This is a genomic window from Vibrio sp. DNB22_10_4, from assembly GCF_052879755.1.
Map to the genome: position 1 here is coordinate 49,793 of NZ_JBNNXW010000010.1, position 14,090 is coordinate 63,882.

The window sequence follows — 14,090 nt, forward strand, 5'->3', positions numbered from 1 at the left end:
ACATAGAAAAATGCCAGTGCATGTTTGCACTGGCATTTGCTCATTTAAAGGCTAGGGTTTCGGTGTTGTAAATACCAGATCTCCTGCCCTCTGCCGGTATCATTTAATAGGAACCAAGTATTTTGACTTTGAAGAAGGCTATAGTTGATAGTCACATTCTTTGGCAGCGCATACATCTCACTATCAATAGACCAACCTTCAGCATTACGAATACCCATGTTCATACTAAATATTTGCACCCACTCATTATCTACGTGTGGATTATTTTGTCCCAAATCAGTCGAGTCATGGGCTATAAACTCATATTTAGTCGGCTGAGCAATGCCATGAGAATCTCTCCAATCAAGTAGATAGGTTTTGGTGGTAGCCATACTAGGGTTTAGTTCATTGACCTGTATGAACTCCTCATCATTAATCCTCGTCAAGTAAGACTGTCCGATAATATTCCCATTTGGCAATTGGTTCGCGACACTTCCGTAGCTCCCTCCAATCACTACTTCTTCACCCTTCATTGGATCTGGGTATATACCATAAGGTAACTGCGTTATGTCAGACCAAAGGTGATAGCCATCGGTTTCAACACAATATCCCGCGAAAACAAACGGCGATGCTTGCGGTATCAATTGAGGAGTTCCTTTACATGTGCCATCGCCCACTGCGCGCTCAGTCATAGAAATGCTGCGTTCTAACAAACCCGTACTTCGCGAAATGAAGTGATAGGTGGGAAGTACTTGCTCTGTCGAATTGAAGTATGTGGTGTCCGCAACAACGATATGGTCAGGGTAACTCTTCAACTGGATAACTTCACCTTTCACGCTGGAGCCTAGGCTCCAAGATTGGTTTGCTTTGTTATAGCGATAAACGAACACATGACTGCTGTCATGATCAGCAATGATCGGTGTACCATCCTTATCGACAAATACAACTTGCTCACTGTCAGATATGCTCAAGTATCTATTGGTAGGGCTAAACTGCTCCTTAGAAATAACAACAGGCTCTCCTAATTCGCCTGTTTTAAGATCAAGGAGTTGCAAGAACTGAACTTCAGTCGAGTTTTGAGTAACCATAGCGTAGTACCCATGCCCTCCACCATCTATTAACTCGTTATTAATGACAACTCTATTGTCTAACAACTTGCGGTATTCAGACACCCCATTTTTGTCTACTTTACCAACATAAACATCATAGTAGGGTCCATTGTCCACATTCCAGAATCGATAAATAGTATCGTTTGAAACAATCGTCTGCGCCTCAAACGCATCTTCACCTACTACTGTGTCTATAATTCTATGCCACTGATACACGTCGGGGTTGTTGGAAATGCTTACTTTTAGATTGGTGTAGCTGCGATTTGGCGATAAGTCCTGTTGACCGTCAACATAGAGCCTGAGCAGCTCATTGAGTCGCGCTGGCATACTGCTTAGCTGAAGGGAGTTATGAGTCCCTTTACGCACAGCTCGTATATAGCGTTCTGTTTTGTTGAGCTTGACAACATTCAGTCCAGACTCATCAACATAATCCGACCTGGAACCAGAATGGAAGTAGGTTACTTGGTTGAAAGACTCGGTCGTTCCATCGGTAAACGTGAAGGTAATATCCATTGGCACTTTGTCGCCTTCCGTCAACGTCAGCGTGCCCGTTAACCAATCTGGAGACATACTAGCAACCGTTGGTGGCAATACAGTAATTTCAACGGTAGGAGCAACAGCGTCTTTTAGCTTGGCTGTTAGGGTCGCACTGCCTTCTGCTTTAGCGACCAAAGTCATATCGCTGACACCAAGAACGGTCTCATCACTCACCGTCCAGATGACACCTTCGGTGATCACTTTTGTCGTGTCATCGGTGAGTGTCGCAACCACTTCTAAAGGTAGCTGCTCCCCTTTATTGAAATCGCTGGCGTCGATATTGAGCGCAATGTCGGTAATTTCAGCTTCGCCAATCGCGAGGTTGTAAGTATGCTCTTTACCTTGATAACTAGCCGTGATCGCGGTTGAACCAGGTTTCAGTGCCTTGATTTGGTTACTAGCAATAGCGGCTACTAAAGTATCCGAACTCTTCCATGTGACTTGGTCTGTAATTGGCTTATCTGACCCATCACTATATCGACCAAATACAGTTGGCAGGTTCAGTATCAGGCCTGTTGCTAAGCTCTCAGGTAAGCCGGTAAAACGAATATCTTCTAGATCCGCCTTTACAACCGTGTATGACTTGGATTCTGTAAAGCCACCAAAGCTAGCTTCTACCGTGGCACTACCGACCGCTAAGGCTTTAACATTACCGCCCTCGATTACAGCGACAGAAGGGCTAAGACTGCGCCATACAGCACCCTCGATAACTCCTCCGCTACCATCACTATAAATACCTGAAACTCCACCAAGCTCCAAGCTATCTCCGACTCTCAGCTCCTTCAGGCCAATAGTAATCGTAATCCCAGTTAGTGTTGGTTCAAGCACTTCAATAGTGATAGTTTTACTTACGCCTTGATAAGTCGCAGTTAGACTATAACTACCTTGTGCGATGCCATTAAGAGTATTGCCACTGACCAAACCTGCTGTGTCACTTGACCACTCAATGCCAGAACTAACTGTTTCTGCCGTGCCATCGCTAAACGTCACCTCAATGGCGCCAAGCTGCATCGAAGTACCAGCATGAAGTTTAGAGGTATCAACACTAAAAGACATCGCTGTAGCTACTGGAGGTAGTATTTTCAATGACAGTGACTCACTGAACCCTTCGTAACTCGCAGTCAGCATAACTGTGCCTTCTTGTTTTGCAACTAGCTTCCCGTCTTCAACCACTAACTTACTACTGTCTGATGTGGTCCATGTGACACCTGCTGTTAATGGTGACTGGCTACCGTCACTTAGAAGGGAAGTAACGACCGGCAAATCGCCCCGATCTCCTTTGCGCAGCTCTTGACTCGCCATTTCAATTGAAATGCCATCGAGTATTGCAGCGGTTACCTCAAATGCTACCGAGTGGCTAAGCTCGCCATAATTTGCGATGATCTGCGTGGTGCCAAGACCAAGAGCATGAAGTTTGCCATTTTCAATTTTAGCAACCGCTTGATTGCTACTTTCCCACGTCACACCGGAATACAGATTTCGAGAGTTACCATTCGGGAATTTCGCTTTGGCACGCCCTAGACTTTGAGCTTTACCTTTGGCCAAGCTATTTGATGCTAACTCAAAACTGATTGATGAAACGACTTCAACTTCTGGAATCGTCCAAACGACATCACCAGGATTCCATTCAGGCAACGAGACAATGCCTTTACTAAAATCGATATTGCCAACTAGGTCTTTATCCACAAAGTGATCGCGGTACTTTTCAGCATTGTCGTTGGCGTGACGCTGGACTTTGCTAATTAAGTCAACCAGTAAATAGTGGTAGGTATCCTTATATGCCAATACAGACTCTTCATTGCCTTCACTCTCTTTGAGCTTGTTTACTTGCTCGTTAAGCTGCTTAAGCAGTTTGGCTTTTTGAATAACGTAGCTGCGAGCGACATTATGAAGGGTTTTGGCTTGCCACTGTGCCAAAGCCATATCACCATTTTCATCGGCAAATCCTTGAGAAACATAGTCACCGAATACCAGCGATGAGTTGTTGGTGACATTGGTTAGTGAATCGATCACCGTCTGTTTTGCTTGAGCAACCAAATCATTAGTGACCTCAGCATCTGGTGTATCCAACTGCTTCATTAGCGCTTCGTGTACCATGGAAGTGTATGGCGTAATCACATTAAACTGACTTGCGCGCGGGACTGTCAGGACAAAAGATTCTGCAACAGGCGAGCCATCAAGATTATCCTCATCAATGGTCACCCCTTTCACCGCATAAGCACACAGTGTGTGGTTGAGATATTTATTAGCGATTTCAGCTTTACCGTGCTCGGTGGTGTTTGCGATCACCGCTTGGTCACCAAGTTGGGTATCACATCGCCCACTCTCAATAGCTGTTATACTTGCTTTGTTCAAATAGCCATCTATGACAGTTATTGAAAAAATCCCTTCCGTGCCTGAGTTAGCTCCAGCACCGGAGTCATCGCCACCGCCTCCACAGGCACTCAAGCCCGCAGCAACCAATGAGATCACAATAGGGTTTAATGCTTTTTTCATCCTACGATTCCTTCGTTGACAATCTAGCGCGTGATTGTAATGTCAGAACCGTGTCAATTAGTTGCCCTAGATGCACTTTATTTCATAATGTGCGGATTGTTTTATAAATATGCACACTCAGTCATAAAGCAATTAATAAATCGTTGATATGTGTTGTATACATTGATAAAGGCACTTTATTTCAATCACTTATATGTAAAACACCAAGCATTCATGACAAAAATGAGTGGCATTCATTTATCACTTAAGCAGCGCCACGACCGTATGACGTCTCACATTCGCCTGCGCATTGAGTGCCTGAAATGTTGTCGTGAAATCTTGTGAAAGCTGACTAAAACCAGAGAGTGTTTCGCTGACTTGTTGCGCGGAAGGGAGCTTAGATTGGCTCTGAATACGCGTCATTTGCGTATCGAGTTGGGATTGGAATTGCCTTGCTTCGCTTAGGCTGGATTGTGCTTGTTTTAGGTGTTGGTTCACCTTGGCGATGGATTGTTTGATGCCATCACGAGAACCTAAGTCAAATTTGAGTTCCGCCATGCCATCCGGCTCGGCTTGAATGGAAAAGGTGTTGGCCTGGCCTGCTGGGAAGCGGTGGCCTTCGCCTGTGACTCGAACTTGCTGCTGCATCGCTGCGTATGCCGACTCATGCACTTCAAATACGATGCTGCCATCGTTGGCGAGTGACGCGCGCATGCCCATTGGGATAACACTGCGGTCGAGCTGTTTAACGGTGCGCTGACCATCGGACTGACCGTCAAATTGCAGCATCACCGAGCCGCCGCTTGGAAAGTCTAGACGCACTTGTTCGGCACGCTCGCTCATGCGGTGCACATTGAGACCCGGGATCGAAAAGCGCCTTACATCCGAGGTATCAAGCTTTAGATGCAGCTCATTGTCGACCACACGTTTACCATCAAAGCGTGCCTGATTAAGCGTTGCTTCAATCACTTGCTTTGAACGCGACAGCTTGTCGGTCATCTGTGGCGTAGAGCCGTGCGATAACGCTTGGGTGAGCTGCTTTTTCACTTGTGTCAGCTCTTTACCCACGCCTTGTAGTGCTTTCGTGGCAATTTGTACCGACGTGGCGTGCTGCTGACCTTGTGTCAGCAGCACGCCGGATAACGAATAAGCGGAAGCGATTTCCGCTTGCGGCTTGAGAAGATGTTTGGAGAGCGAGGTTGTTGTGGTATCAGACGCTTGCGAGGGAGCAATACTCGTCGTTCCCTGCCCTGTGAGCTTTATACTATGCGGTCTAACTTCAACCGTACTTACTGCCATAACACCGTTCCTTGAGCCTTATTGCCGAGTGGCAAAAACGACCGCTAAATGCGGTCGAATAGAGATAAATCATTAATCTGCATGTAGCTGGCCTGTGTGGCTTGCAGCGCTGCCATATAGTTGCTAAGCCGCACCGACGCCTCGCCGTAATCGAGTGCAGAGACATCACTAGTCACCTTGTCGACAAACAGCTTGTTCTCACTGTGGGCACCATCCATCAAATCGAGGTTGTTGTGACGGCCGCCAATTTCTGTCATCGCACCAAGCACATTGCCTAAGGTATTATCAATGGCATCCAGACTGGCACCAACTTCGGTTTGAAAATTTGGACTCGGGTTCTGAAATTCCACAATCAATCGGTCGATTTGATTCAATACATTGTCGCCGCCACCTAAATCTAAGATGTCTTGCGCCGTAGTATTAGCCTCCATTGTTACGCCTTTAGCGACGGTCACTACACGCTTATCACTGTTGCCATCCAAGGAATACACACCGCCTCCCGCATCAGAAATCGCTGGGGTATCGGTTTTAGTACCGGAGAAAAGGTAATGACCCTCTTCATCTTGAGAGTTGAATGATGACTGAACCGAGTCTCGCAAGCTTTCAAGTTCAGTGATCATCCCCTGTCGATCTTCATCGGTGAGCGTGCCGTTCGCTCCCCAAAGCACCAACTCGCGCATGCTTTTTAGACTCTCATTGACCGAGTCTAGGTGAACTTCTTGACTAGATAGCGTGGTTTTGACATTGGCGATGTTGCGCTGATACTGATTGATTGCCGCGCCTTCTCGATCAAGGTTGAGCAATTGAATCGATGCCATTGGGTCATCTGACAATTTAGTCAGTCGATCGCCTGTGGCCATTTGCTGCATCACCTTGCCAAGGCCTGCGTTATTGGTTTGCAGGCTTTGCAGCATCATTTGGCTAAATTGAGTATCACTGATCCTCATGGTCTCTCCTTAAAATAGCTGCAATACCGAATCAAACAATTGATTCGCTGTACTGATCACTTTCATGTTGGCGTTGTGTGCGTTAGCAAACGTCATTAGGTTCGCTGCTTCTTCGTCGCTGTTGACCGCACTGACATTATCGCGTGCGGCAACCGCTTGCTCAGACATCGCCTGCTTCGCCTGATAATCCGACTCAGCCTGTCTAGCTCGAATAGCGGTGTCACCTACCATAGCGGTAAATGCATCATTGAGGGTGACTGACCCATAACCGCTGATGGCCACCGGTTTGTTACTGATATCAATCAGGTCTTTAAGATTGTCGCTGTTGCCTGGATTCCCATCGCTAGAAAATGCCAATTCATCAGCACTGATGGCAGTAATATCTAAACTGGCCGCAGGGTTAGCAGGGTCGTAAGTAAACAGCGGCGCACCCGGATTACCATTGAGATCAGTGCCAGCTGCCAATACCGCATTAAACTCGTCGGCCACACTGCGCGCCATATCATCAATCGCTTGTTGATTCGGCTTGAGCACGTCGACTTGATAATCATGCAGCGCCCCCAGCTTGCCGCCAATATCCCCTTTGGCTGCAAACGTCTGATTGCCAAATTCGATGTGCAAATCGGCAAGGTAAGGGTCACTTGGATCTGGAATCGCTTTGATGACACTGGCATCTGAGCCCATGACTAAGGGCTGACCAGACGCTAAAGAGACTTGAACACTGCCATCAGGCTGCTCTGTAGTTTTCACCGCCATGATGGTAGACAACTCACCAATCAAGGCATCACGGGTATCCATTAGTTGCGAAGAATTGCCGCCCGTGCCTTGCATCTCAACGATCTGCTTGTTCACTTGGGCAATGTTCGCCATCACACTGTTGGCATGCGACAGTGCAGCATTGCGCTGATCGTGTACATCTTTATGCTGATTATGCAGCGATTCGGTGAGCGTATTGAAGCGGCGCGCTAGGGCTTCCGATTCATTGATCACCTGCTGACGAAGTGGGGTCGATTCTGGTTTGGTGGTCGCATCGTTGAGTGAAGCAAACAGGCTATCAAGCCCAGATGACAAACTGAAACCATCGGCACCCAGCATATTTTCTAACTGGCTCATCGCCGACGTATAGCCAGCAGAGTAGTTAGCTTCACTGGCTGTGGACCAGGTTTGCTTCACCAAGTATTGATCGGTCACGCGGCGAATGCTGGTGACTTCCACGCCCATTCCTGGTGAATTGTAATCGTATTTTCCCCCCGTTACCGAAGACATGAGTGCCTGCTGGCGACTGTATCCAGGGGTATTCACGTTCGCCACGTTTTGCGCGGTGACATTTAATGCCACGCGACTGGCATTCATCCCGGTGAGGGCGATATTAATAAGACTCATGACGATTAACGCTCCGTGATTTTCATAAGAGGCTGAGAAAATGCCATGGTCATGGCTGCCTCACTAGGCGACTGAAGATTAAAGGCGGCCGCGTTATTGGCTTCATTAACCGCAGGTGCGCCATTTGTAAGGCTGGCTGTATGAGATTGTGATTTGGCTTCCAAATCGTTGGCCGCCCCTAGCGATTGGACGCGCGAGGCATCAAACTGCACTTCTCGATTCGACTGAAAAGAGTGAGCGGGACCGAGCTGTTTTACCAGCATGTCGGCAATGCCAGAGTTCTGTTTTTTGGCCAGTTCAATCGACAGCTGTCCATCGTGCATATCTCTAAATACGCCGTGTTGTTGCGAGGAAAACGGACTGTCTTCGTCGGCCAGTGCGTCACTGCTGCTACGCATTTGTCTTAGCACCATTTGCAAGAACATGGCCTCAAACTGCCCCGCCACTTCTTTTAGCGCTTCAGGGCTGTCGTTGCTGTGTTTGATATTAGTTAGCGCCGCATTGTCATGATAAAGCATGCTGTTGACGCGAGTCGTATCGTTCATGGCATCGATTTTCATACTGCGTCTCCTATATCACAACCAGCTCAGCATTGAGCGCGCCTGCTTCGTGCAGCGCTTGCAGAATAGACATCAAGTCTGTTGGCGTTGCACCTAAACTATTGACTGCATTGACAATAGTATTCAGTTCAGTTCCTTCCGGCCAAATCACCATTTGTGCTTGGTCTTCATTAATGTCGATTGTGGTTTGGTCTACCACTACGGTATCGCCATCGGCAAAGGCATTAGGCTGACTGACGCGCTGCGATTCACTGATCGCGACCGTCAAGTTGCCATGGCTAACCGCCGCTTCCGTGACTTTGACGTTTTTACCCACCACCACAGTGCCGGTGCGCGAGTTAAACACAATGCGCGCTGGCTTGCGGCCTTCAACCACGCTCATCTCTTCAAGCATCGACATCATAGTCACGCGCTGCTGGGAATCCTTTGGCGCGCGCATATCCACACGAACCTTGTTGACCGCAATTGCTACATCGGGACCAAAGGTGCCGTTGATTTCACGAGCGATGTTCTTCGCCGTGGTAAAGCTTGCTTTGCGCAGGTTTAAGGTAATTTGTGGACGAGTATTAAAGTCGGATGGAATTTCACGCTCCAGCGTCGCGCCATTTGGCACGCGGCCGGCTGTTGGCGTGTTCACGGCTATCTTAGACCCACTGCGCCCTTCCGCAGACACACCGCCAACAACCACGTTGCCTTGAGCCACAGCGTACACTTCACCGTCCACACCACGCAGAGGTGTTAACAACAACGTGCCGCCACGCAAGCTCTTGGCATCACCAATCGACGAAACCACGATATCCAGCATTTGGCCGGGACCTGCCATCGGATCGACCGAGGCGGTCACACTAACCGATGCCACGTTACGCAGCTTTGGGTTAGCATCGTCGCCAATCTGCACGCCAAACTGACGCAACATGTTGGTAATAGATTGAGCGGTAAATTTCACTTGGTTGCGGTCGCCTTGGCCATCAAGGCCTACTACCAAGCCGTAACCGACAAGTTGGTTGCTACGCACACCTTGTACGTCAACCAAATCCATAATTGGGATTTCCACTTCCGCCTGTGCCATTGGCGTTAAACCAAGGGCAAGCACAGCAGTAAGGGCGTTAAAAAAGTGACGAAGTTTCAACATTAGAATGGCATCCAAGGGCTTGTGAAGAATTGCGTTAGCCAACCCGCTGAGTTGCTATCTGCTAAAGCGCCGCGTCCTGAGTAAGTAATGCGAGCATCACCGATACGGTGTGAAAAGACTTGGTTATAACGGTCAACATCGTCAACGCGGACGATACCAGTGACGCGGATAAATTCATCACCTTGATTGAGGCGGATCCACTTTTCACCGCTAACTTTGAGTACGCCGTTTGGCATCACTTCATGCACAGTGACCGTAATGGCACCCTCAAGCTTGTTGCCTTGCGAACTGGCGGCACTGCCGTCAAAAGCGCGGTTACCGCTAATGCCCACCGCCGTTTCATTAATCGTAGTACCACCTATGTTAGCGGCACCAAAATCCACATTCGATGACTTACCAAACTTGGTATCGGCTTTTTTGCTCGATTGGGTTTCTTCCACCAGCAAAATGGTGAGCACATCGCCGACGCGATAGGCGCGGCGATCTTGAAATAACGTAAGGTTGTATTGATGACGGTACAAACTGCCATTGGTTGCCTCAGGCAGCGCGTAGTTTAACTCTGGCGGCGCGTACTTCTGCTCATCTGGCTCTGGCGGCACAAACTCTTGTCTGGCTGCACATCCAGCGAGCAGTAGCACCGTCAGTGCCACTATGCCTTTTTCTATTAGGCGTCGCGAAAACCATTTCATATTACTACTTCCTTTCACGTTATCTCCCGCTCACTCAACTCGCTTGCTCAACGAGTTTGGTTACCGAAACCCGTTACACCGCTTGCGCGACAAACTTAAGCATGTCATCGGCCGCCGATACGACCTTGGCGTTCATTTCATAAGCGCGCTGTGTGGTAATCATGTCGACCATCTCTTCCACCACTTGCACGTTTGAGCCTTCCAGTGAGCCTTGCTTGATGCTACCTGCGCCTTCTTCACCCGCAATCAGCTCTTGTGCTTGACCGCTTGCTTCAGTCTCTTTAAACAAGTTGCCACCAATCGCTTCAAGGCCAGCGGGGTTAATGAATTTAGCTAGGGTAATTTGACCCAGTTCTTGTGGTGCAGGGCCGTCGGCTGTTGTTGCCGTCACCGTGCCATCGACACCCACAGAAACCGTCAATGCGTTGTCTGGGATCTGCACTTGCGGCTCAAGCGGTAGACCTTGGCTGTTGACCATTAAACCTTCTGAGTTGACATGAAACTGGCCGTTACGGGTGTACATGATCTGGCCATCGGAATTTTCGATTTGGAAAAAGCCCTGTCCCATGACGGCTAAATCTAGCTCTTGCCCTGTGTTTTGTGAGCTGCCTTGAGTGAACACTTTTTGCGTCCCCACAACGCGAACACCGCTACCCAACTGAACACCGGTTGGTAGCTCATTCACTTGGTCTACCTGAGCGCCAGGTTGGCGCTGAATGCTGTAGAACAAGTCTTCAAATACCACTCGGTCACGTTTGAAACCGACGGTATTAACGTTGGCAAGGTTGTTGGAAATCGCCGTCATTTTGGTGTCTTGGGCGGCCATCCCTGTTTTACTGACCCACAATGCTGAATGCATGGTTTACTCCTGTAGGCGAGCCTTCTAGCTCGCACTCATTAATTTGTTTCCGGATTGCGCTAAAGTTTCCGCGGTTTTCATCATGCGGATCTGCATCTCGAAGTTGCGGGTGAGTGACATCACGCTCAGCAGCTCATCAATGGCTGAAACGTTACTGCTCTCGATATGCTCAGGCGCTAGATTGACCGTCGCATCCGCCGCAAACGGCTGACCATCAAGGCTGTGCAGTAGGCTGTCACTCTCTTTTTGCAACTGAGTGATATCCGGCTTAACCAGTTTCAGTGTGCCAACTTCCACTTCCGCACCGCCGCCAGGTGGGATCACCGACACACGGCCGCGTTCACTGATTTCCACTTTCTGAAATTCAGGCAATACCATAGGACCGTTATCACCAACAACGGCAAAGCCATTGATGCTCATAGCACCCAAATCGTCCACTTTGATGTTACCGGCGCGAGTGTAGGCTTCGTTACCGGCAGGGGTTTGAACACTGATATAGCCTTCGCCCATGATGGCAATGTCAAGTGGGCGACCGGTTTTCACCACGTCGCCTGAATCAAATCGCGTCGCGGCTGAGTTGGTGACCACCATAGTGCGGCCATCGAAACCTGAGCCTTGCAATGGAACGCTGTTGACGCGCTCCATATCCGCACGAAAGCCCGCCGTATCGGCATTCGATAAGTTGTTTGAACGAACATGCTGCGCTTTAAGGACGCGACTCGCGCCCGTGGTCGCAGTAAATAGCAAGCTATCCATGGCCTACCTCTATACCGCGTTAAACAGCGCTTGAGTAAGTTTGTCAGACGTAGAAATCGTCTTCGCATTCGCTTGGTAGTTGCGCTGCGCCGTCATCAGGTTCACAAGCTCAGATGTGAGGTCTACGTTGGAGCCTTCCAGCGCACCCGGCGTCAGATCGCCCAATACACCAGTACCCGGTGTACCCACCACAGGTGCACCTGAGCTAAAGCTTTGTGTCCAAGCGGTACCATTGGTTTTTGCCAAGCCTTGTGGGTTAGCGAAGTTCGCCAGCACCACCTGACCTTGCATCTGCGACTGACCGTTGGTGTAAGTGGCGAATACCATGCCGTTGTTCTCAACACGCACACCCGCAAGCTCACCAGAGGTGTAACCATTTGGACTGTTGGTACTTACGCCAAATGCCGCGCCAAACTGGGTGCTGCCCGCTAGACTGATATCGATGCTCATCCCATTCGCACCGGCAGCAGGGAAAGAAACATTAAAGCTGCCAGTTGGAGAAGCAAGCGTACCGTCAGCGTTAAAGTCTACTTGCTGTGTTGTCGCTGGCGTCGTTGGCGAACCATCCACCTCAACATTCACCTGCCACGAGTTGTCGGCAGTTTTGGTGAAGTACTGAGTTACTGTGTGGGAGTTGCCAAGCGAGTCATACACTTTTGAGGTGTAAGAAGAGTTAAATGAATCTGGATTTGAAGAATCAAATGGCGTCACTGTTTGGTCAATCGCTGTCGCACTTGCATCGAAGTTGGCGATAAAGTCCAGTTTGTCGGTTGCTTGTGCCGCTAGAGAAGAGGTGCTGATCTTGATGTCACCCACAGAGCCTTGGAGTAGGTTATTGTTGCTATCAACACCATAACCTTGCAGCTTGGCACCCGTGTTGCCGACCACATAGTTATCTTTGTCGGTACCAAACACACCTGAGCGGGTGTACAGGGTTTGCCCCATACCATCTTTAGTCACAAAGAAGCCATTGCCATTGATGGCTAAGTCCATCGAACGCCCCGTGCCGGATACCGAACCATTTTTGTCGAAGTTCTGTGAAATAGATGCCACTTCCACACCGCCTGCCTGCATGCCGTTATAGACCGCAGAAAACTCGGTACGCGCTTGCTTAAAGCCGTAAGTCGATGCGTTAGCAATATTATGACTGATAGTGTTTAGCTGAGTATTCGTAGCATCCAAGCCACTTAAAGCAATATTAAAACTCATGATGTCCTCTTAATTCTGATAATTATGGGTTTTACACTCGGCGCTAAGCACCAAACTGACTGATTTCATAGAAAGGCACATTGCCCACGCCAGCGACATTGACCATCGCCGCGCCGCCTGTGCTAGGAATACGGACTTGTTGAACTTCACCTGCCAGCAGCAAATTTGGCTGCGCTTGACCGTCTTGTACTTCGACTGAAATAGAGTACTTGCCCGGCTTAAGACCCAGCTCTTCTGGGTTGATGGTGAAATCCACGTCACCGGCAGGGTGAGCGCCCAGTGGCACTTTGGTTTTTTGACCAAACTCGTCTTCCACCACCACATTCACTTGGCTCGATGAATGGGCGAGCTCAATACGACCTTTTTGCGCGCCGTCCGCCAGTTCAACCTCGTTGCTGCTGACATACACGGTTTGACCCACTAGGCTTGCAGTCGATAGCACCTGCATGTTGTCGAGAAGCACCATGCTGTTTTGCATTAGTGTTGACATGTTCTCGGTACTTTGTACCTGAGAGAACTGCGCCAGTTGGCTAACGTACTCGGTGCCATCAAGCGGATTGAGTGGATCTTGGTTCTGGATTTGCGCCACCATTAAGGTGATAAACTCATTTTGTAGTGAGCTAGCGCTGTTGGCGTCTTGCGGATTCGCAGACACATTAGCATTAGTTTGCTGGGCGACTGGAGAGTCCGTATCCAGCGCGGTGAACTGTGCAATACTCATTAGCTGCCCTGCCCTAAACGAAGTAATCCTTGCTGCATGCTTTTCACATTCGACAGCACTTCCACATTGGTTTCAAAGCTGCGTGATGCGGACATCATGTCTGCCATTTCCGCCACCACATCAACGCCCGGGTAATAGACATAACCTTCTTCATTGGCGAGTGGGTTATTCGGCTCAAAACGTTGTTCGGCTTTAGCACCACTATTCACCACATCGACAATGCGCACTTCGGCATTGGGGTACACCCCTTGATCACTCGCCAATTGGGTTTGGCTGTAGACAGTGGCAAACACAGGCTTGAGCGGCTTATAAGCATCATCTGGGTTGGCCGATACGGCGTCTGCGTTGGCAAGGTTACTGGCCACGGTATTAAGTCGTACCGTTTGCGCCGTCATGGCTGAGCCAGCGATAGAATAAATATCGGTAAATGACATG

The 14,090-nt window shown here is 49.0% G+C and carries 12 protein-coding genes; all 12 read right to left on the minus strand.

Translation table 11 applies throughout. From position 1 onward, the window contains the following. Positions 1-44 precede the first annotated feature (44 nt). Complete coding sequence (locus tag ACVA6Q_RS18990; protein WP_446648556.1) at positions 45-4,121, minus strand: hypothetical protein; 4,077 nt, start codon at positions 4,119-4,121, stop codon at positions 45-47. Positions 4,122-4,361: 240 nt separating this feature from the next. Continuing rightward, positions 4,362-5,399 (minus strand): flagellin, encoded by a 1,038-nt coding sequence (locus ACVA6Q_RS18995; RefSeq protein ID WP_446648557.1) that lies wholly within the window; start codon positions 5,397-5,399, stop codon positions 4,362-4,364. A 44-nt stretch (positions 5,400-5,443) separates the two neighbouring features. Next, positions 5,444-6,346 (minus strand): flagellar hook-associated protein FlgL, encoded by a 903-nt coding sequence (gene flgL / locus ACVA6Q_RS19000; RefSeq protein ID WP_446648558.1) that lies wholly within the window; start codon positions 6,344-6,346, stop codon positions 5,444-5,446. A gap of 9 nt (positions 6,347-6,355) precedes the next feature. After that, positions 6,356-7,729, minus strand: coding sequence for a flagellar hook-associated protein FlgK (gene flgK, locus ACVA6Q_RS19005; protein ID WP_446648559.1), 1,374 nt, complete (start codon positions 7,727-7,729; stop codon positions 6,356-6,358). Positions 7,730-7,734: 5 nt separating this feature from the next. Further along, complete coding sequence (locus ACVA6Q_RS19010; protein ID WP_353497413.1) at positions 7,735-8,289, minus strand: rod-binding protein; 555 nt, start codon at positions 8,287-8,289, stop codon at positions 7,735-7,737. Positions 8,290-8,299: 10 nt separating this feature from the next. Further along, positions 8,300-9,421: a flagellar basal body P-ring protein FlgI gene (locus tag ACVA6Q_RS19015; RefSeq protein WP_446648560.1), complete on the minus strand. Its 1,122-nt coding sequence runs from the start codon at positions 9,419-9,421 to the stop codon at positions 8,300-8,302. After that, the gene (gene flgH, locus ACVA6Q_RS19020) at positions 9,421-10,110 is read right to left on the minus strand and encodes a flagellar basal body L-ring protein FlgH (RefSeq protein WP_353497414.1); all 690 of its coding nucleotides are present in this window, start codon (positions 10,108-10,110) and stop codon (positions 9,421-9,423) included. The genes ACVA6Q_RS19015 and flgH overlap by 1 nt, the downstream gene beginning before the upstream one ends. A 73-nt stretch (positions 10,111-10,183) precedes the next feature. Then, positions 10,184-10,969, minus strand: a complete 786-nt coding sequence (gene flgG / locus ACVA6Q_RS19025; protein ID WP_353497415.1) for a flagellar basal-body rod protein FlgG — start codon at positions 10,967-10,969, stop codon at positions 10,184-10,186. A gap of 24 nt (positions 10,970-10,993) precedes the next feature. Next, a complete protein-coding gene (locus ACVA6Q_RS19030) occupies positions 10,994-11,725 on the minus strand; it encodes a flagellar basal body rod protein FlgF (RefSeq protein ID WP_353497416.1) in 732 nt (243 codons plus the stop codon). 9 nt (positions 11,726-11,734) lie between these two features. After that, the gene (gene flgE, locus ACVA6Q_RS19035) at positions 11,735-12,934 is read right to left on the minus strand and encodes a flagellar hook protein FlgE (protein WP_446648561.1); all 1,200 of its coding nucleotides are present in this window, start codon (positions 12,932-12,934) and stop codon (positions 11,735-11,737) included. 43 nt (positions 12,935-12,977) lie between these two features. Continuing rightward, on the minus strand, positions 12,978-13,655 hold the full coding sequence (gene flgD, locus ACVA6Q_RS19040; RefSeq protein WP_353497418.1) for a flagellar hook assembly protein FlgD: 678 nt from the start codon (positions 13,653-13,655) through the stop codon (positions 12,978-12,980). Further along, the gene (gene flgC, locus ACVA6Q_RS19045; protein WP_353497419.1) at positions 13,655-14,089 is read right to left on the minus strand and encodes a flagellar basal body rod protein FlgC; all 435 of its coding nucleotides are present in this window, start codon (positions 14,087-14,089) and stop codon (positions 13,655-13,657) included. The genes flgD and flgC overlap by 1 nt, the downstream gene beginning before the upstream one ends. Position 14,090 lies beyond the last annotated feature (1 nt).